23 protein-coding genes and 2 pseudogenes are annotated in these 25032 nt (G+C 66.7%); 12 read left to right on the top strand and 13 right to left on the bottom strand.

Translation table 11 applies throughout. The features are described 5' to 3' along the window. The coding region (locus D7X74_RS42915) for a hypothetical protein (RefSeq protein ID WP_158622178.1) at positions 1-1175 on the top strand (1175 nt) is incomplete at its 5' end. 48 nt (positions 1176-1223) lie between these two features. Here D7X74_RS42915 and D7X74_RS04495 read toward each other — a convergent pair. After that, positions 1224-2075 (bottom strand): urease accessory protein UreD, encoded by an 852-nt coding sequence (locus D7X74_RS04495; RefSeq protein ID WP_370450708.1) that lies wholly within the window; start codon positions 2073-2075, stop codon positions 1224-1226. Positions 2076-2165: 90 nt separating this feature from the next. Between D7X74_RS04495 and D7X74_RS04500 the strand changes: the two genes are divergently transcribed. Next, on the top strand, positions 2166-3248 hold the full coding sequence (locus D7X74_RS04500; RefSeq protein ID WP_120531668.1) for an SMI1/KNR4 family protein: 1083 nt from the start codon (positions 2166-2168) through the stop codon (positions 3246-3248). Positions 3249-3337: 89 nt separating this feature from the next. Beyond that, the gene (locus tag D7X74_RS04505; protein WP_233601968.1) at positions 3338-5608 is read left to right on the top strand and encodes a hypothetical protein; all 2271 of its coding nucleotides are present in this window, start codon (positions 3338-3340) and stop codon (positions 5606-5608) included. 137 nt (positions 5609-5745) lie between these two features. On the opposite strand, the gene D7X74_RS04510 is transcribed toward D7X74_RS04505, so the two are convergent. Next, a complete protein-coding gene (locus D7X74_RS04510; RefSeq protein WP_120531669.1) occupies positions 5746-5949 on the bottom strand; it encodes a YtxH domain-containing protein in 204 nt (67 codons plus the stop codon). Positions 5950-6164: 215 nt separating this feature from the next. On the opposite strand from D7X74_RS04510, the gene D7X74_RS04515 reads away from it, so the two are divergent. The 3 genes from D7X74_RS04515 to D7X74_RS04525 are packed head-to-tail and all read left to right on the top strand — an operon-like array spanning position 6165 to position 9352. After that, the gene (locus D7X74_RS04515; RefSeq protein ID WP_120531670.1) at positions 6165-7733 is read left to right on the top strand and encodes an alpha/beta hydrolase-fold protein; all 1569 of its coding nucleotides are present in this window, start codon (positions 6165-6167) and stop codon (positions 7731-7733) included. Then, positions 7730-8059 (top strand): hypothetical protein, encoded by a 330-nt coding sequence (locus D7X74_RS04520; protein ID WP_120531671.1) that lies wholly within the window; start codon positions 7730-7732, stop codon positions 8057-8059. Before D7X74_RS04515 ends, D7X74_RS04520 begins: the two co-directional genes overlap by 4 nt. A 54-nt stretch (positions 8060-8113) precedes the next feature. Next, on the top strand, positions 8114-9352 hold the full coding sequence (locus tag D7X74_RS04525) for a hypothetical protein (RefSeq protein ID WP_233595818.1): 1239 nt from the start codon (positions 8114-8116) through the stop codon (positions 9350-9352). 553 nt (positions 9353-9905) lie between these two features. On the opposite strand, the pseudogene D7X74_RS45185 reads toward D7X74_RS04525, so the two are convergent. The 3 genes and pseudogenes from D7X74_RS45185 to D7X74_RS43995 form a co-directional block, all read right to left on the bottom strand. Beyond that, positions 9906-11321: pseudogene (locus tag D7X74_RS45185) on the bottom strand (IS66 family transposase). 115 nt (positions 11322-11436) lie between these two features. After that, positions 11437-11787: an IS66 family insertion sequence element accessory protein TnpB gene (gene tnpB / locus D7X74_RS04535; protein ID WP_120531673.1), complete on the bottom strand. Its 351-nt coding sequence runs from the start codon at positions 11785-11787 to the stop codon at positions 11437-11439. Beyond that, a complete protein-coding gene (locus D7X74_RS43995; protein WP_158622179.1) occupies positions 11784-11933 on the bottom strand; it encodes a hypothetical protein in 150 nt (49 codons plus the stop codon). The genes tnpB and D7X74_RS43995 overlap by 4 nt, the downstream gene beginning before the upstream one ends. A gap of 219 nt (positions 11934-12152) precedes the next feature. Here D7X74_RS43995 and D7X74_RS45190 point away from each other — a divergent pair. The 5 genes and pseudogenes from D7X74_RS45190 to D7X74_RS04550 all read left to right on the top strand — a co-directional run. Next, a pseudogene (locus tag D7X74_RS45190) lies at positions 12153-12551 on the top strand (phage minor tail protein L); the annotation flags it as partial. Then, the gene (locus D7X74_RS45195; RefSeq protein WP_370450709.1) at positions 12515-12757 is read left to right on the top strand and encodes a hypothetical protein; all 243 of its coding nucleotides are present in this window, start codon (positions 12515-12517) and stop codon (positions 12755-12757) included. The pseudogene D7X74_RS45190 and the gene D7X74_RS45195, both read left to right, overlap by 37 nt. Positions 12758-12943: 186 nt before the next feature. Continuing rightward, positions 12944-15871 carry a class I SAM-dependent DNA methyltransferase gene (locus D7X74_RS04545; protein WP_158622180.1) on the top strand — a complete coding sequence of 976 codons (2928 nt, stop codon included), beginning with the start codon at positions 12944-12946 and terminating at the stop codon, positions 15869-15871. After that, positions 15868-16533, top strand: a complete 666-nt coding sequence (locus D7X74_RS42580) for a hypothetical protein (RefSeq protein WP_147446469.1) — start codon at positions 15868-15870, stop codon at positions 16531-16533. The genes D7X74_RS04545 and D7X74_RS42580 overlap by 4 nt, the downstream gene beginning before the upstream one ends. Positions 16534-17108: 575 nt before the next feature. After that, a complete protein-coding gene (locus tag D7X74_RS04550; RefSeq protein WP_120531676.1) occupies positions 17109-18323 on the top strand; it encodes a methyltransferase in 1215 nt (404 codons plus the stop codon). Between the two features lie 12 nt (positions 18324-18335). On the opposite strand, the gene D7X74_RS04555 is transcribed toward D7X74_RS04550, so the two are convergent. Beyond that, positions 18336-19583 (bottom strand): sterol desaturase family protein, encoded by a 1248-nt coding sequence (locus tag D7X74_RS04555; RefSeq protein ID WP_120531677.1) that lies wholly within the window; start codon positions 19581-19583, stop codon positions 18336-18338. 66 nt (positions 19584-19649) lie between these two features. On the opposite strand from D7X74_RS04555, the gene D7X74_RS04560 reads away from it, so the two are divergent. Further along, entirely contained in the window at positions 19650-20237 is a 588-nt protein-coding gene (locus tag D7X74_RS04560; protein WP_120531678.1) for a Crp/Fnr family transcriptional regulator, read from the top strand. 117 nt (positions 20238-20354) lie between these two features. On the opposite strand, the gene D7X74_RS04565 is transcribed toward D7X74_RS04560, so the two are convergent. The 7 genes from D7X74_RS04565 to D7X74_RS04595 form a co-directional block, all read right to left on the bottom strand. Continuing rightward, positions 20355-20705: a DUF3969 family protein gene (locus D7X74_RS04565; RefSeq protein WP_120531679.1), complete on the bottom strand. Its 351-nt coding sequence runs from the start codon at positions 20703-20705 to the stop codon at positions 20355-20357. Positions 20706-20718: 13 nt separating this feature from the next. Then, a complete protein-coding gene (locus D7X74_RS42585) occupies positions 20719-20919 on the bottom strand; it encodes a hypothetical protein (protein WP_147446470.1) in 201 nt (66 codons plus the stop codon). 177 nt (positions 20920-21096) lie between these two features. Further along, positions 21097-22191, bottom strand: coding sequence for a hypothetical protein (locus D7X74_RS42590; protein WP_147446471.1), 1095 nt, complete (start codon positions 22189-22191; stop codon positions 21097-21099). Then, positions 22188-23270 carry a DUF2169 domain-containing protein gene (locus D7X74_RS04580; protein WP_158622181.1) on the bottom strand — a complete coding sequence of 361 codons (1083 nt, stop codon included), beginning with the start codon at positions 23268-23270 and terminating at the stop codon, positions 22188-22190. Before D7X74_RS04580 ends, D7X74_RS42590 begins: the two co-directional genes overlap by 4 nt. 2 nt (positions 23271-23272) lie before the next feature. After that, a complete protein-coding gene (locus D7X74_RS04585) occupies positions 23273-23668 on the bottom strand; it encodes a hypothetical protein (RefSeq protein WP_147446472.1) in 396 nt (131 codons plus the stop codon). 109 nt (positions 23669-23777) lie between these two features. Next, positions 23778-24200 (bottom strand): hypothetical protein, encoded by a 423-nt coding sequence (locus D7X74_RS04590; protein ID WP_120531684.1) that lies wholly within the window; start codon positions 24198-24200, stop codon positions 23778-23780. 10 nt (positions 24201-24210) lie between these two features. Further along, positions 24211-25011, bottom strand: coding sequence for a DUF4150 domain-containing protein (locus D7X74_RS04595; RefSeq protein ID WP_120531685.1), 801 nt, complete (start codon positions 25009-25011; stop codon positions 24211-24213). Positions 25012-25032: the final 21 nt, after the last annotated feature.

Genomic DNA, 25032 nt, shown 5'->3' on the forward strand with positions numbered 1-25032 from the left:
CGCCCAAGGCGCCCCCCGCCCCGCCGAAGGTGGACAACACGGTGGCCCAGGGGAAGACCTCCACGGGCGCCCAGCCCGTGTCGAAGCCGGCGGCGCCCGTGAAGACGGCGGGACCGGACAAGACGCCGCAGGGGGACTCGTTCAAGAAGCCCACGCCGAACGCGGAGGCGTCCTCTTCGTCGTCGCGTCCGAACATCAACGCGCACGACCTCCAGGGGCCGCAGGTGCAGGCGCCGAAGCTCTCCGAGAGCGAGGTGCAGGACCTGGCGATGGGCCGCACCCCGGGCAAGGGCAAGGCCGCGCCGGTGCGCCCTGAAATCCAGAAGGTGGCCGAGGAGATGAAGGCGGAGGTGCCGGGCTCGGAAATCCTCCGCTACACGGACCAGGGCGGCCACCCGATGTTGAAGAAGCCGAACCTGCCCTCCGGCACGCAGGACGGCGTGTGCAGCGCGATGACGTCCGAGTGGATCCGCACCGGCATCGAGGCGGGCGGCGACCCGAAGAAGGGCTCCCAGGCGTTCGGCAAGCTGACCGACAACCACTTCGGCGGCCTCATCGACAAGCAGCACGCGGAGTCGCTCCAGAGCAACTCCCTCACGAAGCTGAACAACGAGCACATGTCCGCCGTCTCGAAGTTCCAGGACAGCGTGGAGCAGCTCAAGGACAAGCGCGCGCAGCGCAATGAGATCAACGAGCTGCTCACGAACCCGGACCTGACCCCGGACGAGCGCCAGGGCCTGAAGCAACAGCGCGCCGAGCTGAACCAGGAGTTCAAGGCGGGAATGGCCCAGTTGAACCAGGACAAGGAAGCCCTCGAGCACAAGCAGGCCGCGATGCAGAGCCTGACCGACGACTTCCGGACCGGCCGTGGCGGCGGCAACCCGGGCGTGCGCGTGCAGGACTACGAGCCCATCGAAGGGAGCACCTTCGGCCAGAAGCTGTTCGACGGCACGAAGGAGGACGGCCACTACCGGATGGGCCTTCGCAAGCCGGGCGAGTCCGCGGATGGCCACGTCATCGGCTTGCACAAGACCGACGGCAAGAGCCGCCTGATGGATGCCAACACCGCCGAATGGCAGACGAACAGCCACAAGGACCTGGTCAACCTGACGGCGGAGCACATCGACCGGCTGTATCCCGACTACAAGTCCTTCGACCTCACCCGCTACAACTGACGCACTCCCGGGAGCTCGGCGGCCCTCACGTGCCGCCGATGACCTCCATCACACCCGCCGCGCCCACGGGTCGTCGCCCAGCAGGCCCGGCAGGAACGACAGCCAGTCACGCGTGGTGGAGAGCAGCGTCTCCAGTGAGACGGCCGCCACGCGCAGGAGCAGCCCATCCTCGCCCAGGGGGCTCGCGGAGAGGATCTCCTGCGCGCGCGGCTTCACCGGCAGGCCCGCCACCCGCGCGGCCAATGCCTCTCGCGCGGAAGCCAGCGCGGGCCCTACCAGCAACACCGTGGCCAGCGCGTCGAAGCGGCCCAGGCGCGCAGGCAGCGCCCCCTGCGCGGGATCCAACACCCACTTCTCATCCAGGAGCGCGCGGCCTTCCCGCGCGACGCGCAGGCGCGAGGCGTAGTGCAGGAAGGCCCACCGCTCACCCCGCGCGCTGCGCCCGGCCGTCACCACGTCCGCGAGCACCAGCGACGCCCCGGCCGCGAGTGACATGTCCAAGGTCTGGGCATAGCGGGCGCCGGTGAAACACACGGTGGGGTCCGGCACCCACGCGAAGAGCGCGTCCGGGCCCACGCGCGCGTGCAGGTCGCTGCGACAGCCCTTGGGAGAACGGTAGACGCGGTTGGAGCCCTGGGTCGCGAGCAGCGCCGTGGCCCCTTCCGCCACGTCCACGTCCAGCCGCAGGTGGTCACCGTCCACCAGCCCGCCGCCAAACGAACTCGTATACGCCCAGGCCGCGTGGCCGTGGTTGCGCGGGGTGAGCAGCCGCAGCGGGCTGTGCGCCAGCGCGGTGCGCACCACGGTGCGTGGACCGGAGCGCTCGAAGGCGAGTCTCGCGACGCCTGCGCGGCCCTGGGATGCGTCTGCTTCGTTCAGGGCGGGAAGGGCGGAAATCACCCGTCCCTTCTAGCACGGCGCCTCCAGACCTCCGGGAGGCGTGGTTGATGAGCAGCCCAATGAGGGATGCGGCAGGTATGGTCCGGCACGATGACGACCGCCCTGCGCCCCAAGGACGTACCTCCCGAAGCCACCTTCGATGCCGACGCCAACCTCTGGCGGCTCGGAGGCCCCAATGACTCGCGCGAGCGCCTGTGGATCCACCCGTCGGGCCTCCTGCTGCTCGACGCCACACGCAAGGACGGCAAGCTGGATGGAGAGATCAAGTGGTCGCTCGCCATCCACCAGATGTCCGAGCACGCGCCGCGCGTGGCCCTGCAGGCGGCGCTCGGCCTGCCGAAGGGGCCGACCAGCACGATGCTCGCGACGTTCGCGGACGGCGCACTGGTCGAGGTGCGCTTCCGCCCCGGCTTCGACTTCCCGGACACGCTGCGGGTCGAGCTGCGTGACGGTGTCATCGACGGTGCCCTCGAGTGGGTCGTCGGGCCGGTCGAAGGGGCCCTGTTCGAGCACGCCGGCACCAAGCTCCTGCACAAGGTCTTCAAGGTCCCGAAGCCCTGGCCCCATCGCATCACGGCGGTCTTCGCCAAGGGCAAGCTGAAGAGCACGTCGTACTTCGCCAAGGACGGCACGCCCCTGGACGTGGGCAAGACCTCGCTCACCGAGTGGGGTGAGGCCACCGAGGTGAGCGCCCTGGCCGGCTACATCGAGCGCGGTGACTTCGCGGCCGACGCGGCGCGCTTCTTCCCGAAGGCGCCCCGCGTGTCGAAGCCCGGCAGCGAGAAGGTCCGTGCCGTTCCCGCGGGGCGCGCGCTGGACGCGGTGGTGATGAGCGGTGGAGTGCCGTCGATGACCCTCGCCTTCGACTTCGACAGCTACGGCTTCGACTGCAAGAAGGAGGAGCTGTTCGGTGCAAACGACGACAAGTTCGTCGGCATCGCGAGCGACGGCTCCGGCGAGATGTTCCTTCTCGACGTCACGACGGGGGCGGTCGTCCGCTACGCGCACGAGGAAGGCACTGTCGCGCCGGCCTTCACCTCGCTCGATCAACTCGCTTTTTCGCTCCTGCGTGTCGAAGCGGCCGCGAAGAAGCTGATCCCGAAGGCGAAGGTCTCGGCGCTGTTCAAGCGGCTGGGCCTCACGGTGGCCGGCGCGCTCCTGAAGGAATACTGAGCGCGCGGTCCGTGTCGGGTTTTCGTCCGGCGCGTCCTGGGCCAGACTGCCGGTGGCCGGCACGGTGCGTGGACGCGAGGGGGATCCGGGTGGACCACAAGGACGATGGCAGCGGCGAGGTGGAGATCGGGACGCAGTATCCGCTAGGGCAGCTCGCCCGGGCGCTCCAGACGAGCCAGGAGCACCCGGACGCGGAAGCGCGGGCCCGAGCTCAGGACAAGGTGCGCGCCTGGACGGAGGTCTTCTCCGGCATGATCCAGGGCACGCTGACCGTCGGCTCGCGCGTGCCCGTGGCGGAAGTCCCCGCCTGGGCGACGCTGGAGGTCGCCAAGGGCGGCTTCGCCACCGGGCGCCTGCTGGCGGAAGGGGCGCTGCAACCGCATGAGCAGGCATTGCTGTCCCGGCTCCAACGCGAGGACACGGACAACGCGCGGGCGGTGCTGAACGCGTGGTACCTGGGCGAGGAGGGGCTCGCGGAGCTGCGGCGGATGCTCCGGACGGGCGGCTATCGCATCCAGGTCCCCGAGGAGGGCGCGCTGCTCGTGGTGGCGTGGCTGCTCGACCATGACCAGGCGGAGCGCGCGCGAGGCCTGCTCGACCAGCTGGCACCGTTCTTCCCGCGCCTGCGCTTCTACCCGGTGCCGGCCGCGACGCCCCAGGCGGACACCGCGTTCGTCCACGTGCGGGATGTGGGGGAGACACGAGGGGCGCTCGCGCGGGTCCGTCCGCGTCCGGAGCTCCAGCGACAGTGGGAGTCCGCGCGGGTATGGACGCCCCTGTATGACCGCCTCGTGGCGCTCTGGGCGGGGGCCTTGCGCGAGGCCCCTCCGGCCTTCCATTTCGACGCGGACTTCGAGCCGCGTGCACGCACCCTGCTCTCCGACATCGACCGCGCGCTCGAACAACACACCCTCTGCGCCTGGCCCCGCAAACCCCAGCTCAACTTCGGCCGGCTCCACACCGTGCTCAAGGATGCGCTCCAGGCGCGCACGTCCCTCCTCCCAGGACAGGCGCGGCGCGTGCGCGGCGTCCTCGAAGCCATCTCCCAGGCGCGCGGCCTTCCGGGCTCCGAGCGCCTGGACGCCCTTCGCGCGAGGCAGCGGGAGCAGCTTGAACGCCCCAGCGGCGTGGACTTCGCCCGGGAGGCCCTGCGCCGGATGGACGGACTGCCCGGGGACGCGGGGCTCGACTCACTCGAGGCACTGACCGCGCCCGTGAAGGGCTTCGCCTTCCCCGCCAGCATCGAGCGCAAGCTGCGGCTCTCGCTGAACGCCCCCGTGGAGATGCTGGTCGAGCAGCGCCTCATCCGCTCCAGCGAGACGCTCGCCCGCGTCGTTCCGCAGTTGTCGGCGCAGGTCCGGGCGCTCGGCATCTCCCAGCCGTCCCTGCGCGCGCTCTACTCGGCCCTGTACACGGCGTTCCGACGGCGGCGCTCGCTGCTGCTCGTGAACCTGGAGTCCCAGGTGAAGTTGGAGGAGCTGCCCTGGGTGGGAGCCATCGACGCGTACCGGAAGCTGGGGCTCGCGGCGGAGACAGCGTCCAGGCGGACCCTGGAGCAGTTGGTGCGGCTCACGCTGAGCTCGTTCCCGGAAGTGCTCCTGCCCAACAAGCTGCTCCAGGAGGTCAGGGCCCTGCTCAAGGGCGCGGACCTCCAGGTGCCGGTGGTGGACGAGCTGGCCGCGGACATCTTCATGGGCGCCTTCACGGAGAAGTACCTGGAGGCCGCGCGTCAGGCGCAGGAGCAGCTCGCGGGGACGCTGTACGCGCGCTACTACGACCTGCCCTCCGCGCTCCAGGTGATGAACGACACGAAGCAGTCCAGGCATGGCCCCAGGACCTCGGAAGCCTTCGCGGCCCTGTGCACGGCCCGCGCGAAGGATGGCGAAGGCAGCGCGCAACGGAGCGTCGCGGCGAACGGCCGGGTCATCGAGCAGGCGCAGATCCTCACCACGCACAACCTGGCGACCCTGGTGGAGGCCCTGGACTTGCGGCCCGTGCTCGAACCCCACCTGGAAGCGCTGGCGCTCCGCTGTTTCACGCGCGTGTGCGAGCTGCTGGAGGCGCGGCCGCCCGCGTATCGCTCCAGGCTCCGGAACGTGAAGAACGCCGCCTACGCCTGGCGGCACATGCTGTTCTTCCTCTCGCTCCGGCCCGAAGCGACCCATCCGGCCTTCCTCCAGGAGATGGAGGCCCGGCTCTCGCAGCGGAGAGGTGACCTCGCCCAGCGGCTCGCGCCCGCCATGCTCGGACTGCGCCACGCGGTGAGCGGAGGACAGAGGAAGGACGCGCCCCCGGGAGCGCAGTGCTTCCTGGGGTGGACCGTGAAGCGCCACTGGGTCCTGGGCGCGGCCCCCGGCTGACCGCCCTGGCCGGAAACGACGACACCCCGGAGGCCGGCACCACGAAGGGTGTCCGACGTCCAGGGTGTCCACGTCAGCGCGGCCCGGCCCGTCCCCGGTCAACGACCCCGGACCCACGGACCTCCGCTTGCGACGTCCTACTTGTCGGTCGCATCCTCGATCTTGTCGCCGGCCTTCTCGGCGGTGTCGCCCGTGGCGTCGGCGGCGTCCTCGGCGGTGTCCTTCACCTTGTCGCCGGCCTCCTCCACGTCGTCCTTGGCCTCGTCACGGGTGTTGCGGTGGCAGCCCGCCCCCACGACCAGCGAACCCAGCGTCACGGCCAGCAGCGTCAGCTTCTTCATGCAGTGCGACTCCTTCGCTTGAGGGGGCCGGGACTCCGCGTCCCGGTGCCCGCTGTGCGCGGCGCAAGGTAGGCACTGTCCGCCATCTGCCAAGGGGTCTGTCCCCCGGGACACTTCCCCCGTCTCCGGGGACCCGCCTGACGGTGTCGGAGGGCACTGCTACGATGTGCCTTCGCGTGGGGCCCCTGTTCCGGCCCCCGGAGGCTCCACCACCGATGTCGTCTCCTTCGCCTTCCTCGCGGCCCTCGCGGCCCGTCCTCCTGCTCGTCCTGGGCCTCGCGGCTCTCTGGGGCTGTCACTCCGACTCCCAGGTCCCCGCCGAGCAGCACTTCTCCGCGGTGCAGTTCGACGTGACGGTGCCGCCGGAGACGCCGGCCGACGCGGCCATCTTCCTCACCGGCCCCAGCGACACGTTCGGAGGCCCCGCGGGGCCGGGCCTGGAGATGGTCTACCAGGGTGGCCGGGTGTTCAGCCTGAAGGCCCGGCTGCCCAAGGACACCGCCTTCACCTACGCGGTGCGGATGACGGCGCCCGTCGCCTGGGTGGCGCTCGACGCCGCGGGGGCCCCGGAGGCGGACCACACCCTCACCGTCCACGAGGACGAGGAGAATGTCGCACTCACGGTGGAGCGCTTTGGACCGGCGGAGGGGGAGACAGGCGCCCGGACCGTGTTCATCGTGAAGACGCCGGACATCACACCCCGGGATGCGAAGGTGTGGTTGTCCGGGAACCAGCCGGAGCTGGGGAACTGGAACGGCGCGGAGGTGGAGCTCTCCAAGGCCGTGGACAATGCCTATGCCGGTGCCGTCACCTTCCCGGTGGGAGCGGCCCTGGAGTTCAAGGTGACGCGCGGCGCGTGGGAGACGGTGGAGAAGAGCGAAACGGGCGCGGAGGTGGCCAACCACACCTTCACGACGGGCGGCGGCTTCGAGCGCGTGTCCGTGGTGGTGGGCGGCTGGGCGGACCTTTCGACCCCGCCGCCGCCGCCGGACCCCACGCTCACCGGCGACGTGCGCTACCTGCGCGCGGTGACGCCCACGGACCCGACGCTGAAGCCGCGCGACGTCATCGTCTGGCTGCCGCCCGGCTATGAGACGGACACCCAGCGCCGCTACCCGGTGCTCTACATGCACGACGGCCAGAACCTGATGGACGTCGTCACCGCGTTCGCTGGGGAGTGGAACGTGGATGAGACGGCGCAGGCGCTGGTGACGGCCAAGGAGGTGGAGCCGCTCATCATCGTGGGCGTCTACAACACGTCCGACCGCATCGCGGAGTACACGCCGGTGCCCTTCCCGCCCGAGTACCCGGACGCGGGCCGCGCGGACGCCTACGGCCAGTTCCTCATCAACGACCTGAAGCCGCGCATCGACGCGGAGTTCCGGACGAAGACGGGGCCGGAGTCCACCGGGCTCGCGGGCTCGTCGCTGGGCGGGTTGGTGTCCCTGTCGCTGGGCCTGAAGCACCCGGAAGTGTTCAGCCGCCTGGGCGTGGTGTCGCCGTCCGTGTGGTGGGCGAACCGGGACATCGTGCACACGGTGGAAGCGCTGGGCACGAAGCCCGCGCTGCGCATCTGGGAGGACATCGGCACCAACGAGGGCTCCGGCAGCCAGGCGGAGACGGTGGCGGATGCCCAGGCGCTGCGCGACGCGCTGGTGGCCAAGGGCTGGGTGCTGGACGGCGACCTGAAGTACACCGTGGTGCAGGGCGGCCAGCACAACGAGGCGGCCTGGTCCGCGCGCTTCGGTGACGTTCTGCGCTTCCTCTTCCCCGCGGTGCCGTGACGCACGCGCCGCCCCCCACCACCCCGGATGGACGCTACCTGGTGGTGGAGGGACGGCTGTGGCGCCGCTCCAACCCGGCGCTCGGGCCCCGGCAGCGTGAGCTGCTGGTGGCCGCGCTGATGCGGGCCCGCGCGGACGTGGGCCGGGCGAAGCGCGCGAAGGATGCGGCGGCCGAACGCAACGCCCGCGCCCGCGTCCACCGCGCCAAGGTGGGCCTGGGCGAGCGGGGCGCGCCGTGGTGGACCGACGGGGCCCCGGACTTCAACCGGCACCTCGTGCGCAACACGCCGTATGCGACGTGGTTCCAGGACCTCGCCGTTCCCTGAGCTGTCGTTCCCCCCAAGCCAAGGAAGTGCCTCATGCGTCACGCGTGGAATCGGATGTCGTCGTGGCTCCTGCCGTCGTTGCTGCTGGTGGCGTGCGGTCCGTCGCAGGAGCCGGTGGAGGACACTGGAGCCTCGGAGGTCGGCACGAGCGCGCAGTCAGTGCTGTATCCGCCGCCCGCGCCGTCCAGCGGCAACATCGTGGACAGCACGGCGTTCCTGGGCCCGGTGGGGCTCAACAGCTTCGTGCAGACGAGCTTCACCACGAACCCGCAGTACCTGTCGTTCAGCTTCAAGGTGGCCGCTGGCGCGCAGGTGGCCCTGGAGGTGACGCACGGGGGCAGCAGCATGGGCCTGGACACGGGCCTGTTCATCTACGGCCCGAAGAACGCGAACGGCAGCTACGGCACCACGCTGCGCGCGCAGGACGACGACGCGGGCTATGGCCAGCTCAGCAAGGTGACCGGCCTGACGCTGGCGCAGGGCGGCGAGTACCTGGCGGTGGTGAGCACCGGCACGGGCGCGGGCAAGCAGTTCCGCCTGGTGCTGGGCTGCCTCAACAGCGCGTGCGCGGAGCCGTCGCTGTTCACGGCCTGTGACCTGGACGTGGCCACGCGCATCGAGGTGTGTGACGAGAGCGTGGTGGAGACGCAGGGCCTCACGCCCGCGCAGGCGCTCCCGCAGTGCACGGACGCGCAGGACGCGCACGCGGCCTTCGTGGAGAACTGCTTCGTGTCCTCCGGCGCGAAGCCGTGGTGCGCGGATGGTGAGTCCGCCTTCACCACGAAGATGTGGCCGGTGTGCAAGGACTTCTACTACCGCTACTACGGCGCGGGGCCGCTGCCCCTCACGCAGCTTCCGCTGAGCAGCACGCTCCAGGCGGCGCAGGCGGCGGGCCACACGCACTGCAAGACGGGCGAGAACTGGTGTGATGAGTCGCTGTGGGCGCTCAACGTGCCCTCGGTGGCCGGCACGACGCCGGTGTCCCTGGACCGCGTGGCGGAAGGGGCGTTCGCGTCCATTCCCGCGCTGAGCGCCAACCAGAACCTCCAGTTCGAGCGGCAGCCAGACCTGACGTACGCGGAGTTCGGCAGCCACGTGCAGCAGTTCTTCCCGGAGCTGGTGGCGGCGCTGCCGGGCGCGCTGGGCAACGGCACGGAGGCAGCGCAGGTGGCGCGCTTCTACGCGAGCGAGCCGGTGGCCCCGGGCGCGAAGGACTACCACAGCGTCTACGTCGTCTACTTCCCGGTGTCGCACCAGACGGCGGTGTTCTGGCTCATCCGGCACGAAATCTGAGCCAGGACAGGAGACACGCGTGCGGTGCGCCGGACCCAAACCGCTGATTTGAGCAGTCCTGAAGGCCCCGCTCCCGCGCGTCGTGGACCGGGGCCTTCTCGTTTTCACCCCAAGGTCCCCGCGAGTTTCCGAAGAAGCCCGCCACTCCCCCTGCCCTTCCACGAGAACGTGATGCGCCAGGGGCGCTCCGTGCTCGGGGCAAGGTGCGCTCATACGCGTAGGTGGCGCTCTACGCAGGACGGCCCGGCGTGGCGCGCGGTTTAGGCGAGGGCCACGGCATGAAGCCGCACCCTGCCCTCGAGCAGCGGCGCACGTCGGCAGAGGGAGCGTGCTCGACGTATCCACAGCGGCGGCACTTTTGGGTTCCCTCTCGACAAACCGGGCCCGGTTCATCGCGGACCGGAGCAGCGCGGCAAGGTCAGCGTTCGGGGACTGCATCGAGCCATCCGGGCGGGGGAACACCGTAACCGTCCGGCCAACGACGTGCCGGATCGACTGAAGGCGGACGACTGGCGTGCACGGCACGAGCCGTGACGGATGGAAACGCGAGGCTTCAGGCCGCGTCGGCAGCGCGCAGTCGCTTCCACTCGTGCGGCAGCGCTCCCCGATGCGGGCGTTCGGGTGCGTCTGGACGCGCAGCAGCACGTCGGCGAGGTAGTCCTCGGGATTGACGCCATTGGCCTCGCAGGTGGCGACGAGGGCGTAGAGGCCGGCGAGGTTCTCGCCCGCGGCTTCGTGGCCGACGAAGAGAAAGTTCTTCCTGCCCAGGGCCGCTTTTCTCAGCGCCGCCTCGCTGCGGTTGTTGTCCAAGGGCAGGCACTCGTCGGAGACGAAACGGGTGAGCGCGTCCCACTGTTTTCGGGCATAGGAGAGGGCCTGCCCCAGCGGCCCCTTGGGCAGGTGGCGCGGGGCCTGTTCCTTCAGCCAGGCACACAGCGCGGCGAGGACAGGCGCACTGAGCTGCAGTCGCAGTTCACGGTGGGCGTCGGTGCGCACAAGGCCCGCGTCGCGCGGCCTGCGCCTCCACGCGGTAGAGGGCGAGGATGAAGTCCAAGGCCTCACGGGCTTCCGGCGCGGAGGGAAGCGCGTCGAAGAAGCGGCGGCGCACGTGCGCCCAGCAGCCGACGCGCACGCGCCCTTCGGGCAGCGTCACCGCGTTGTAGCCAGTGTACGCGTCCACCACGAGGGCGCCCCGGGTGCCGCCCAGCACGTGCTTGGGCGTCGTGCTGGCGCGCCCCAAGCTGAAACGGTAGCCCACCAGCCACTCGCCTTTCGGCGTCTGGGTGAGGAATGTCCAGAGGTCGCCTTGGCGCGTCTTCTTCACGTCCATCACGCGCACGGGCGTCTCGTCGGCGCACAGCACCTCGGCGGCCGCAATGCCTTGCAAGAGGTGCGACGAGAGAGGCCGCACCACCGAGGCGGCCTGGTGGAAGAGGCCTGTCAGCGTGCTGCGATGCCTGGGCACGCCGCCCCTTTCAATCCGCTGCGCCAGCCGGTGGAGGGGCATCGCGTCGGCGCACTTGGACGTCACCACGTGCGCCAGGAAGCCGGGGCCGTACTCGCCTTTGCCCACACCCTCGCGGGCGCGGGCGCTGTCACCACGCCCTGGCCGCAAGCGCACGCAAGGGCTTCCTGGATGTGCACTTGGCGCTCGAAAAAGGCGGGCACGTACTCGTACACCACCGAGGTGCGGCCCTTTCCCAGCGGCTTCAAGTCCTCGCGGCCGCACGCTGGGCAGTGCTGCGACTCGGGCGGCACCGCGTGCCGCACCTCGCGCGCCGGGGCCTCCACGGCCTTCCGGGCCGCGCGCTCCCGACGCTTCGCCAGGGAGGCCTCGGCTTGTGCCGCTTGCTGCTCGGGGTTTCGTGCCTCGCCTTTCAGCTGCTGGGCGACAGGCGGTAGCTCCTTCCGTCTTCTTACCAAAGACGCGCCGCTCCAGCGCGGCCATCTTCGACTCCAGCGACGTCATCCGCTCGCGAAGCTCCTCGGCCTCCTCACGCCAAGGGCAGAAATGGTCGAGGGGGAGGACTCTGGGCACCCGCTCTCAACGACGCGCCAGATAGGCCATTCACGAGGTGACGTGCTCAGCTACCTGTACGCCCCGGGGGCGCCCAGGCAGACTGGCGCTTCACCTCGGCCACGTCGATGCCGTCCAGCAGCATCGCCAGCTGCGTGGCGTCCAGCGTCACCGCCTTCGCCTCCACCCGGGGCAGCCGGAAGCGGCCCGTCTCCAGTCGATTGTAGAGCAGCACGAAGCCGCCCTGACTCCACATCAGCACCTTGATTCGGTCACCCCGGCGCGAGACGAAGGCGAAGAGGTGCCCTGAGTAGACGTCTTCGCCCCAGGCCGCCGTCGATGGACTTGCGCATGTCCACCGGCTCCGTCGCCAGCACCACGCGTACCCACGCAGGAAGGGTAAACATAGCCGCCTCACCGCCCCAGCGCCGCGACGAGCCGCGCCACGTACGTCACGTCAGTGCCCACGTTGACTCGCACCCGCGCTCCGCTTGCCGCCACCACCTCCAGCACGGACTCGGCCGCTGCGGGCGCCGTCGTCACCTGCACCGGGAGCAGACGCACAGGCTCGGCTCGCGCCGCCCCAGCCCGCCGCCTGCGGTACACCCACGACTGCAACGTGCTCAGTCACACGCCTCGCGCCAGTGCGAACTCCTGCTGCGTCTGCCCGCTGGAATCGAAGGCTTCCGCGATGCGCGCCCACTCCGGCTTCTCCACCTAATTCGCCATGTCCGGAAGCGTCCGCCGTGCACCGCTACCCCGGCAATCCCTCACAGCACGTCGTTGGCCGGACGGTTACGGACCAACGGCCTCCGCGGGCCCGTCGTCTGGCAGGAGATGGCCTACCAGCACTGGGCGGTGCAGGCGAAGGGCTTCGACAAGTCCGGCATGGGGCGCCTGCCCCGGCCCACGCTGGCGCTGGCCAACGTCGCCTGCACCATCGGCGCCATGGCGCGGGACTTCAATGACCTGCAGGGCGCGCGCGTCCTGCGGAAGCGCACCTTCGTCCGGTACTTGGACGCCGTGAACTTCCCCGGAGGCGCCAACCCCACCGCATCGCTGCTGGACGCCTTCACGGACGACGAGTTCGTGGTCGACCAGAAGACGACGGAGAACAAGCACATCACCGAGTTCAGTCTGGCCGCATGGTGCGAGCTGAACGGGGTGCGAATCCCGCTGCGCGTCATCACCCAGATGAGGGCTGGGAGTACCGGGGCGAGGGCTGCGGCTACGCTGGGCCCCCGGCGGCGAAGCTGGACGACACGCCCACGTCCAGCGCTGCGGAGGACCGCTGCGGGAAACGCCTCGCGAGCTGCAAGCTTCGCTCCGGGAGACGGCGGTGCTCCCGTACGGGGGCTTCCCGGCGGTCGGGCTCATCCGGTGATTAGCCTCATTGAGGCCAGTGGACGGTATCGCATGGTCGGCATCCGGCGCTTCCCCTCTGCGGGCTAACCCCTGGAGACCGCCGTCCGGGATGAGTATCGTGATGCATGGCAGGCAGGAGACGTGTAGAGGGGGTAGCGGCCGACGCCTATGGGCGTCGGCCGACAGGCGCCTACAATCGGGGCACACGGATGCAGGGCACATCGAGAAATATCCTCAAGGAGCTCGAAGGGTACGGTGCCCTGCCGTCTCAGCTCGTCGACACAGACCGCGACGACCAACCTCGCGTGCTCAGTTACCTTGATCTGCGTGCGAGTTCCCCCGACTGGCGTCGCCCGGTTGTCGTGGAGAATGCCGGGCGGCCGTGTGTCCATGTCTTCGATGGCCGTGACGGGGTGTCGGACGAGCAGTTCGCACATTGGTGTTGGCGCATCGCATTGCGCGGTGATGGGGCATGGGTCGGCGTGCTGCATCCAGGACTCCTGCGTGTGTTCCGCGTCGATGTCGACAGCCAGCAAATCAGCCCCAGTGAGGAATTGTCTGCTAGGTCTGGAGAGTGGGCGCTGCCAAGGTTCCTTAACGACGTTCGCGCTGGCCAGAACGATGTTGCTCGTCGCAGATACCTAACGCAACTGCTCCACCGCTCAGCGAGGGATGCGACTGCTCGCGGCCTTTCACAGACGGATGCTCTGTCCCTTGTTGGGCGGGGGCTTTTTTGGCGATTTCTCGTCGACCGCAAGCTCTTGATGGGCTTGGAGCCGCATGATGTCTGCGAGAACGCGAAGGATTGGGCACATTGCCTCGACGGCAAGGCTCGGGCCTTGCGAACATTTCAATGGCTTGATGAAGTGTTCAACGGCGGCCTATTGCCGTTCGCTCAAAATCCGAAACAATTTGACCCTGAACTCTTCTCATTTGTGCTCGGCAACATCGCACACGGGGCAACTGAGTCGGGTCAACTACGGCTTCCAACTGACTGGAAAGAGATAAATTTCTCGTATGTTCCGGTAGGTCTACTTAGCGAGGTGTATGAGGCGTTCGCGCACAGTATTGATGCGAGTGAGGCGGCGCAGAGAAGTATTCACTATACGCCATCGCATCTCGTCGAATTCGTAGTGACGCAAGCGCTGGCGCAGCTGCCGCCGGGCTCTCAGCCGCAGATCCTCGATCCAGCAGTAGGGGCGGGCGGCTTTCTGGTAACTGCATTTCGAGGGCTTGTTGAGCGGGAGTGGCAGGAGAAGGGCGAAAGGCCGAAGCGGAAGCGGATTCGTGAAATCTTAAATAAGCAGCTTGTTGGCTTCGATATTGACGGTCGCGCACTTAGGCTCGCAGAGTTGGCTCTATATCTGACGGCGCTTGAGCTTGACCCAAAACCGAAGCCGTTGAGCGAATTGAAGTTTGATGATTTGCGCGACAATGTTCTGTTCGATCTTTCGTCTAGCGCCTACGGAAGCCTCGGGGCGGTTAAGGAGCAGTTCCGGGGCCGGTTTGACCTAATTCTTGGCAATCCTCCGTGGACAGCGAAGCAGGAGGGGATGTCGGACAAGACGGCATGGGTTACTCATTCTAGGGAAGTAGTCCGCGAGCGCCTTGGCGATGCTCACGCGGCGGCGTTCGACCTTCCAGACACGAATATGGACTTGCCGTTCGTGTGGCGTTCCATGGAGTGGGCAAAGGAGGGCGGACGGATTGCGCTGATAACCCATGCGCGTTGGTTGTTCGGCATTTCAGATCGTTCGACACAGGCTCGGAATAATATTTTTCGAGCCTTCAGGGTGACGGGGATCCTAAACGGATCGATGCTGCGTCTGACTAGCGTATGGCCAGAGGTGGATGCCCCATGGTGCGTGCTCTTTGCAACGAACGAGTTGCCTGAGCCGTTTGAGGATGCAGCATTTCAGTTCGTAAGTCCTGCTCTAGATGCAGAACAGGACTCGAAGCAGGCGCGCATGCGGGTCGACTGGCTTGCCGCACAAATCGTGCCTGCCTCAGCCGTTGTCGCGCGCCCATGGGAGCTGAAGATACGGTTTCGTGCAAACCGGCTTGCGGCTCGCGCGCTTGAGTCCATGCGATGCTGTGGCGAGGAACTCGGCCAGTATTTGCAGAGGCTTGGGACCGAGTTCAAAAACGGCTACCAAGTCGGCGGGAAAACGGGGAAGCAACTTGATGCGAGCCACATGATTGGAATGCCTGACACGAAAGGCATTGATCAGCTTGGCTTCGTGGTTGATGTGGATGCTCTTCCAAGATTCGAGCGCAGCACGCTACTGTTCCCTCGCGATAAATCCATATACAAAAAGCCTCTTCTTTTGTTGAGGGAGAATATCTCCGCTGATCGGCTGGTTCCGCGCGCGAGCCGCTCTGATGTCAGCATTGTGTTTCATGCGTCTTATCACGGATTATCTCTGGCGCATGTAGAAGAGCGAGATTTTGTCGCGCGCTACTTGCAGCTCTGGTTGCAGTCGAGCTTGATGGTGTTTGTGGAGTTGTTGGTGGATGGCAGGTATGGTGTTGAGCGTGATGCTATCTACAAAGAGAGCCTTGCATTTCTTCCAGTCGTTCCACATGAGAAGCTTAGTCGCGACCAGCGGCGTGTCGCCATGGAACTCTCGGAACAGCTAGAGAAGGGTATGTCTGTTGAGACTGCCAATGCAATAGATGACTTCATTCTCGGCACTTTTGGTCTATCTTCTGTTGAGGATGAGGCCATCCGAGATACGATTGCTACTGCGCTGCCATCTGTTGAATCGAAGCGCAATGCGGTCAGGGCACCTAGTTCTCAGGAGCGCAAGCGCTTTGCCAACGTGCTTGCAGACTCATTGGGGAGCGTGCTCGCGGCATCTGAAATGCATGCGGCAGTGATCGAGCGCGAGGACTTGAGGTGCAATCCTTGGCGCGTCATTCAAGTCGATTTGGATATCGCCAAAGTGGTGGCCGACTTGGCTCCTCCGATGCGAACATTTCTGGAGGAGGCGGATACCAATGGCGCATCGCTCGTCGTAGCACGTGCAAATGAGACGACGTGGTTCATCGGCTTGTTGGAGCGCTATGCGCTGTGGACGCCGACGCGCGCGCGCCTTCTTGCGACGGACCTCATTGCGGAGCAGTCATCGCCATGAGTCGTCAGCTTCGTCTTCCGCTCTCTGTTGCGCCTAAGATCATCTCGCACGAGCCGGATCTTGTACCAGTGCATAAGGAAGCAATTATCCAGGCGCTGCGGTGGGCTTGGTCGCAGCTCGTGGTGCGGGAGCCGCAGGTTCTTCGGACGACTGATGAGGAGACCCTTACGGAGAAGCTGCAGATGTTGCTGAACCAGCGTTGCGATGGTGTGCGGCTTGCGACATGGATTAAAGATTTCGAGTCGGTTTCGCGCAGCGAGCATCAGCGAACGGCCGATGGGCGTTTGCAGAAGATGCCTGACCTAACGTTTCGGCCGCCAGCATATACATCGGTAAGAAATACGACGCGTTGGGGCTGGTTTGTTGAATGCAAAATTGTTAATGGCGTGAAGTCCGTGAATGATTATCATAAGAAAGGCGTACATCGGTTCACCTCCGGAGAGTACGCTGCGTGGATGCCGAGCGGAGCGATGCTTGGTTATGTCCGAGACGGGTCGACGCCTATTCAGGCGCTGCACGTTGTGTTGACTGGGAATGCCGGCTTTAAACACCACCGCCCTGGGTCGACAAGTGATCGAAGCGAGAGCGCACACGAACGCTCAAGGCTTTCGAATCCGTGTGTGGATGTGACGCTGGTTCATCTGTGGTTGGCGACGCCGTGAGAAGCCTTCGGCTGGAGTGCCGTTAGAAAGCTCCGGTGCGCCCAGTCGCTGATTGGTCGCACGATGAGAAGTGCTCCTGGATTTCCAATGCGGTCGTTGCGGCGTAACCGTCCGGCCAATGACGTGACGGATCGCTTGAGCGCAAACGGCGGCCGTGCTCGGCGCGCGCCGCGAAGGATGGAGCGGGTGAGGGTTGGGGAGCCGCGAACGTCAGGAAACCGGTGAGTGTCAACGTAGTTGTCGCGTGAGAGGGTTCAGCCGATGCGTTTGAGCTCCTGCACTTCCGGTGTAGTTGTCGCGTGAGAGGGTTCAGCCGATGCGTTTGAGCTCCTGCACTTCCGGTGAGGACTTGAGCCTCAACACCATGCAGCCTGGGGGCCCTCGCGCCAGGGCCCGCCTGCACTCGGCGTGGGCAGTCCCAGGTGCTCCTGAATCGCTCGCACCCTTCCTGTTTCCTTCACGAACGACGCAACCCACATCCAGGCCACGCTCCACGAGGGGATCGCCTCCAGTCCCTGGGAGTTCGGCCCCGTCATCACCTACTGGCGGAGCAGCGGCGCATAGGATGCGCCGACATGGACTTCCAGGCGCGACTCGAGGCGCTCACGCACCAACTCCGGCCCTGGTCCCCGCTCTGGTCCCGCTCCATCCTCCAGGGCCGGCCCGGGTCCGGCGCCGCCTGGCCCGAGGACTGGCTGGCCTATGCCCGGTCGCTCGATGAAGCAGGCGAGCGGCGGCTGGACCAGGGGGCGCTCGTGGGCGTCCCGCCTCCGTCCCTGGGCGCTCTCCTCGGCGCGCTCCAGGAACTCACGGCCCTGCCCTGGCACGAGGGCCTTCACGCGCTGACGGTCGCGGAGACGCAGGGACTCAGCGCCAAGAAGACCCACGAACTCGAGCGGGTGCTCGCCCTGCTCGCGCAAAGGACGCACTTCATCCGCCAGGCGGTCGATATCGGCGGCGGCATGGGACATCTCGCCCGCCTCTGTGCACGGACGTTCGGGTGGACCTTCCACAGCATCGATCGGGACGCCGCGTTGCAGGACAAGGGCCGGCGGTGGCTGACGAGAACCCACCCCCCGGGCAGGGACACCCTGTGTTTCATCCAGGCCTCCGTCGAGGACCGGCTCCAACCACAGATTGATCCGCTCTTCTCCGGCCGGGACCGGGCCTCCATCGGTCTGCACACCTGCGGGCCGCTCGCCCTCACGCAGCTCCGCAAGAGCCAAGAGGCGGGCTTCGTCCTGAACATCGGCTGCTGCTACGACAAGCTGGAGGCCCCGCGGGATTACCCCGTCTCCCGCTTCGGGGGCGCGCATCCGCTGCCCTTCACCCCGCATGCCCTGGCACTGACGACGCGGGGACGGCATCACAAGACGGAGGTGGAGTTCGCACGGATGAAGCAGGTGTACGCGTGGCGTTTCGCGTTCGAACTCCTGTCGAGGCGGCGCTTTCCCGAGCGCGGCTTCGTGAGGGCAGGAGACGCGCCCCGGGCGCTCTATGCCGGACGCTTCGCCGTCTATGCGCGCGACCGCCTGGAGCGCCTGGGCCTCGATGCCGGCATGACGGACACGGAGCTGGATGCCTTCGAGGTGTCCGTTCGCGCCGAGACGCGGGATCTCCTGCTCTGCCATCTGCTGAGGGACCGCTTCGCGAGGCCGTTGGAGGTCGTGCTCCTGCTGGATCGCGCGCTCCTCCTGGAGGAGTCGGGCTTCCAGGTCGAGCTCCTCCAGCTCTTCGATCCGCGCCTGTCTCCGCGCAACCTCGCGCTCATCGCGTCGCGGAGCGCTTGAGCACGTACCTTCTCAGCCTGCGAAGGGATTCGTCTGGGACCTCCGGCCGGCGCCACCGCGCGCCACCCGCAGCCAGACCAGCGAGACCATCAGCCACGACGCCGTGAGCGCGCTCCACGCCGCGGGCGCGCTGGCCCCTACCAGCCACAGCGTCACCCCCACGCCCATGGCGAGCACCCGTGCGAGCTCCAGCGGCTCGCTCCACCCTTTCGACTCCAGCATCCCGCTCCAGGCGGTCGCCATCGCCCAGAGCAGCAGGCTCAACGCGACCTTCTGCCAGCCCGACAACGGTGAGGCATGGTGGCTCACCAGGAGCATGAACGGCATCGACGCGAACAATTGGAAGACGAGGTAGCCCCGGACGCCGGACAGCTCCTGGGAGTGGTACTTCACCTCCGCGCCCTCCTGCTTCCAGTACCCCAACACGCGCGGAGGAAGGTCCGCGGGCCGCCAGCCCGTGGGCATCACCCAGAGGCGCAGCCGGTCCCAGTGGCTCTTCGTGGCGACGGCGTCCGCAGCGAGCCGGGCCCACGCCTGGAAGTTGATGGCCGTCGGATCCCAGGTGTTCGCCGGGGTGGTCAGGCCGTAGGAGCACGGCTCGGTCTCCTCCGCGTAGGTGCCGAACATCCGGTCCCAGATGATGAGGAAGCCCGCGTAGTTCTTGTCGATGTATGCGTCGTTGCGCGCGTGGTGCACGCGGTGGTGCGACGGCGTGTTCAGCCACGACTCCACCCACCGGGGGAGCTTGGGGATGACGCGCGTATGGGGGATGAACTGGAGCACCAGGTGGAAGGCCACCATCGCCAGCACCGCCTCCGGCGGGAAGCCCACCAGCACCAGCGGCCAGTAGAAGAGGAACGAGAAGAGGCGCTGCGTCACGCTCGCGCGCAAGGCCACCGCGTAGTTGAGCTCCTCGGTGGAGTGGTGCGGCGAGTGGGCCGCCCAGCCGATGTTGGTGCGGTGCCCGAAGCGGTGGAACCAGTAGAAGAGGAAGTCGACGCCCAGGAAGAGCGCCACCAGCGACAGCGGCGACGAAGCATCCAGCCGCCACGGTGCGTACTCACCCAGTTGCGTGAAGAGGGGGAGCACCAGCAGGGCCACCGCGACGTTGACGCACTGGTTCATCACCGCCGTGCCCATGCTCGCGATGGAGTCCTGGAAGCTGTAGTAGCCGTTGCGCCGCGCCACGCACCAGGCGAACTCCGCCAGGGCCAGGGCGATGACGAAGGGCGTGGCCACGGCGTAGACATTGAGGGACATGCCCCCGGTATATGTTTCCCAAAGCCGCCTCCGCCTTAACCCAGGTCAAGCCCAGGTCCCCGCGACGTGAGATTCCCGAAGCTCTTCGAGCGCCTCGCCACCCTGGCCCCGCTTCCTCCCGAGGAGTGGGTGAAGGCCGAAGCCGTGGCGAAGGAGCAGTCGCTCGCGAAGCGGGAGCTCTTCATGCGTCCGGGGGACGCGGCGGACCGGTTCGCCGTGGTGCTCCAGGGCGTCTTCCGGGGCGTGCGCGTATCGCCACGCGGGGGCGAGTCCATCAAGGCCTTCCGCGCCGAGGGAGAGCTGATTGGCGCCTACGCGGAGATGTTGCAGCGGCTGCCGTCGATGACCGCGATTGAAGCGCTCGAGCCGAGCCACGTATTGGTGTTCCAGACGCAGGACTTCCAGCAACTGGAGCAGGGCCACGTGTGCTGGGAGCGGCTGGCGCGCCGGGTGGCGGAGCAGCACTTCGTCCTCAAGGAGCGCCGTGAGCAGGAGTTCCTGGAGCTGTCCGCGGAGGAGCGCCTCGTGAAGTTCTGGGAGGAGCATCCCCACCTGAAGGGAAGGATTCCCCAGCGCGACGTGGCGGCCTACCTCGGCATCACCGAGGTAGCCCTGAGCCGCATCATGTCACGGCGCCGCAAGCGGGCGGAGTGAGCGGGTCCCAGGCACTCCCGGGCCAAGGGTCAACCAGACCCTTGCTGCGCCTCTACGACCCGGACGGCACACAGGTGACCTACAGCGATGACGCGTGGGGCGGGGGCTGAGAAGGCTTTACTCCCCCCGGGAGGGAAGTCTTCCCAGCCACCTTTCGCCATCGGCAGTAGGAGCTGGCAGGGTCGCGAGCAACTTCAGGAGCCTGTCCTCGATCTCCGCGATGGAGCGGGTCAGGGCTTCTGGCACGAGTTGATCCACATCCTCCAACTCCGTCGCCAGGTGGATGGCGTGGCGCAGCTCAGGATGCACTTCCATCGCTTCCAGGCGGGTGAGCAGCGCCGGTCCAAAGAGCCGGCTGCATGCATACGCTGGCGAGACCGCACCCTGGAGGATTGCACGGCACATCCCCAGGGCGGTGACCGCCACGAAGCGCTGGACTTCCTCGGGCCCCGTTGCCTGGAGCGTCATGGTAGACCTTGAGCTAGGTCCCCCGCTCGACCTTCCGAAGCTTCTCCAACAGGTCCTTGTCGGATGCGCCAGCGGCGACCTTCCAGAGGGTCCCGGCCACCGAGATGGCATGGGGCTCCGCCGCCAGGACCGCCCCCGCGAAGGTGGGAAGCGGGGGCGCACATCCGACACAAAGCATCGCCAGGAGCAGCAGGCACACGCCCTGTGGGTTCATGCCGTCTTCGTAGCGGGGGTTCCCCGGGGAATTCACGACCTCAATCCCTCCGTGCCCCGCAGCTCGCCCCTGCGGCGCCGCGCGCGCCACGCCGCCCCAGCGGTCCTCGGCGGGGCGCAGCTCGTCATCCAGCAATGTGCCGTCAGAGGTGAGTGTCAGCGCCTTCGGAATCCTGTCCTACGCGTGCCTGGCGAGCCGCCGCTGCCCCGGCGCCGAGAACGGAGAAGACACCGGTGACGGCCCCACGACGCAGGCGCCCCGGAGTGACTCCTCGGAGCGACATTCACAGAGGGCTGTCTTTCCTGGCGCATACTCCCTTGCGACGGCTACGCCCGCGATGATGACAGACAAGGCGGCTGCCGCCGTACCGACATCGCCAATCGAGGCCGCAGGGTACATCACGGGCAGACGCTCGCGGCGGGTACGATAGGTACGCGCATGCGAGAACGTCGTTTCCCAGGCCGCATAGCGCTCTCCGTTGTGATTCGAGACGACGAATGAAACCTCGGCTTCGCTGATACGCGCGTCATCGATTGCCAGGCGAACCGCTTTTCCAAGCCCCTCGCCGACGGAGTACCGTGGGCCGTCCACGGTCTGATGTTCGTGAGCCGTACCCGAGCCACGAAGCGCGGCGATCGGAACATATGGACTCTCGCTGCCCGAGCGCGTGACGCAGAGGAAGGCAGCCGCTTCTCCCGGAATGAGCCCCTGAGGGTTCCCTTCCTCATACAACCGGTGGCCTCTGCGCAGTCGCTCGATATCCCTGTCGTTGAGAAGCGAATCTACGCCGCCAATGAAGGCGCGTGCGATGGCATCCTGAGCAAGGAGTTCCCGTGCGACAGCGAGCGCGTCGAAGACAGAGGCCGCGCCTCCGTCCAACACGCGCGAACCCGGATGGAGTTTCAAGCCATGACGCGCCGCCAGCATGGAAACGAAGTCCTGGCGTGCGATGCCTTCGAGTCCGGGGTGTTTTCGAAATGGCTCGGGAGGACACACGAACAGCGCCACAGGCCGGGTTGAGGGCTGCATCGAGACAACACATTCATTGAGGGCTCTGCTCGCCAGGTTCAGGAGCCACTCCCGAGGGGTGCGCCGGAGCGCACGTCCCGCCTTCACGCGAGCGGCCTTGAGCGGTTCCCCGGGCGGCGGTACGGGAATCGCGTAGGAGACCCGGTTGATGCCGGCACGGATCGCCGCGCACGTGGAAAAGCCATCAAGCCCAACGGGTGTCACCGCACCGCAGCTCTCAAGATATAGCGTGCGCATGTTCATACCCGGTATGTCGGTCTGGAAGGGTCGACACCGCGGGTATTCCGATGATCGATGTACATCCTCCCGCTTTGACGCGCGCGGAGCCAGGCCTCCCCCATGTGGCCAAGTACAATCTCCCGCAAGCGCTCACTCCCGCGAACGGTCTCATGGCTGACGCGAGCCGTGAGCCGGACGCGACGGGTATCGGGTTCAAGCTCGACAGTGTCCAGCTTCAGCGCGACGCGCTTCACGCCGCGATCGTAGAGGAGGTGAACGGGAACATCGAGGACGGGAAGGCGAAACGTCCAGAGCCCATCTGGAGTCAGGTTCAGGAGGCGAACGGGTTCTCCACCGACGATGGTGCGGCTCTGCTGGTCGACAGGCGCCGTCTGGTTGTGCTTCGGATCAAAGTCCGTTGGCAGGAGAGGCCACTTCGTTTCAAGCCAGCGCTGATCATACGTACCCGCCAGGGAGCGGCGAGGCTCCCAGGAAGGAGCAATGGGCGACAAGCCCGCAGGGGGTGGAGCGTCGGAGTGACGTCGGATGGGCGCTGTCTGATATTCGAGGTTCGGGAGTTCTCCAGGCAAGCCCTCGATCGATCTGGCGCCATCGAACCCCAGACCAATCGGGTTGCGGTCGAACGCAGCCCCAGTCCGCGGACTCACGCCTCCGAACGCACGCTCCCAAAGCAACGGCATCTTCGTGAACGGGTGCGGGCGCGTGAGCAAACCGGCCGCCCAGACACGGTGACCGAAGGCCCAAAGCGCCTTCTGGACATCGCCCACGCGGACCTCGATGGGCACCCGCTCCGCGGGCCTTCCACCGGGAGCATACGCGGACCCGCTAATGATGACATCGACAAGAGGCTTGAACAACGCCAGTTCATGCGTGGAGAGAAGGCTGGATTGGCCCGGGGGGCCGGAATAGGCATCCGTGAGGCGGACGCCGGCCTGTTCGTCCGCCAGTTGGAGCACCGCGTTGGATGTCTTGAACGTCGCGGCGAGCACCACCAGCACCGCTTCCTGTCCCTGGGGACCGATGAGGACGAACTTCTCCGCGGCGAAAGGAGTGTGGTTGCTCAGTGGAGTCTGGAAGGACATGGCTACCCCCATTGAGCATCAGCGTCGATTCCCATGGGCCAGTATGGCATTGCAGTGAGAACCTGGACCCAATCGTCCTGCCCCTCCTGCATGATCCAACCGAGCAGGAGCACCTGAGGAGGAACACGCTCGTCAGGCGAGACGTCTCGGTTGAGCGCATCACACTTGAGCCAGTACGTCCGCAACACCCAGATGAGTTGCGGGCACGCGGCCGGACCCGCGAAGAAGGAACTGTAAGCCGCCTGCAGCGCGGCGTCAGGGTCCAGGCCCCGATCCTCATGGGTACGGACCCGGTCCTCCCACAGGTCGAATGCGATCAGCATCGAATCCGCGAGAAACTCCTTATATTCCCTGAACAGCGCGCGGTGGCCGTCCGAAGCAGCCGCCAGGGTCAACATGGGCTCGCGCCAGGGGACAGGGGCCTTGACGGGTACGTCCTGCGGCGCCATGAGAAGCCGATGGATACCGCGCTGCAGATTGTGAGTCGTCCGCAATGTCATATCGAACCTAGACGGTCCTTCCATTGACGTCCAAGCCAATGGGCGAGAACACAAATCCCTCCATGAACCGGCTCAGCTCGGGATCCGCAGGCTCAAGCCCATCGAGCAGGAGACGGACTGGCGGAATGATTCCGGGGGCATCATCCTCGTCGTCCTCGCCCCAGCCCGCCGACGGGCGGCTGGACGACTGGCGCGTGGATTCGAGTTCCTCATTCAGCGCGACACACGCCAGGTAGTAATTCCGATAGACGGCGATGATCCGTGGGTATGACACAGGACCCGCGGGCCAGCGAAGCCGCACCTGGGCGTACGCGCTTTCAGGGTCCTCTCCCGCGAATTGAACGAGCGAGTCCCACCACCGCATCGCCTCGTCGCGAGCCGTACGAAGTTCTTCGAGGTAATTGCGGAACAGGGAATCGTACGAACTCATCGATGCTCCTCTACATCCAACTGCGGATGTCGGACGCTGTGACATGTTTAATGACGCCGCCCTGGGCGGGTGAGCAGTTCTTGCAATGTGCCTTCACAGACGCCGTGCTTTTCGCCCACTGCTCGAACTGAACGGGATCATGACATCCCCCCATGTACCATGCCGTCTTCTGGGGAGGTTGGTGATCGGGAGTGAACCGCTCGTCGGTCTTGAAGTCGTGGAAGAGCTGCACCTTGGATTTCCGGGCGCCATAGCCGGACTTGGGACTGCTGCACTGCCAGCATGGACCGCCACGGCAGACATCCTGCTGTGCTTCGTTGGTGCCGACATTGCCCGGATAGGAGTCCGGGGGACAGGGCGTCACCGTGTTGACCCAGGACAGGGCCTTGAATGCGGTAATGGCGGAAGGGTCGACGCACCCCGGCGGGGTCGATGCACTGTTCTGCCCCATCATGTCGCCATGGCGGCAGACACCCTTGCCCTCGACCTTGACGGTGAAGGACCAGAGCGTGAAGTATCCCTTGCCCTTGGTCTTATGGGTGACGACGTTGCCGCCCTGGGTTCCCGGCTCGTCACCCGTACTCGTGGAGACATAGGATGAATCTTCGAGGGCGGTCGGCTGCCCTTCGACCTTCACCGTCTTGCTGCCGTTCGCGAGATCCGAGGAGGAGAGGACATTGACATACGGGACCGGCACGGGACCCGCGGGCGGAGGAGGCGGGGTGAGGCACACGTCTGCCGGGGCAATCCCCTTACCACCACTGCCTTTGTGGAAGAGGCCCATGTTCTCCGCATAGACGAGCACCCCCATCTTACCCTCCCGACTCGCAGC

Source organism: Corallococcus sp. CA047B (genome assembly GCF_003612065.1).
GTDB classification, from domain to species: Bacteria; Myxococcota; Myxococcia; order Myxococcales; family Myxococcaceae; genus Corallococcus; species Corallococcus praedator.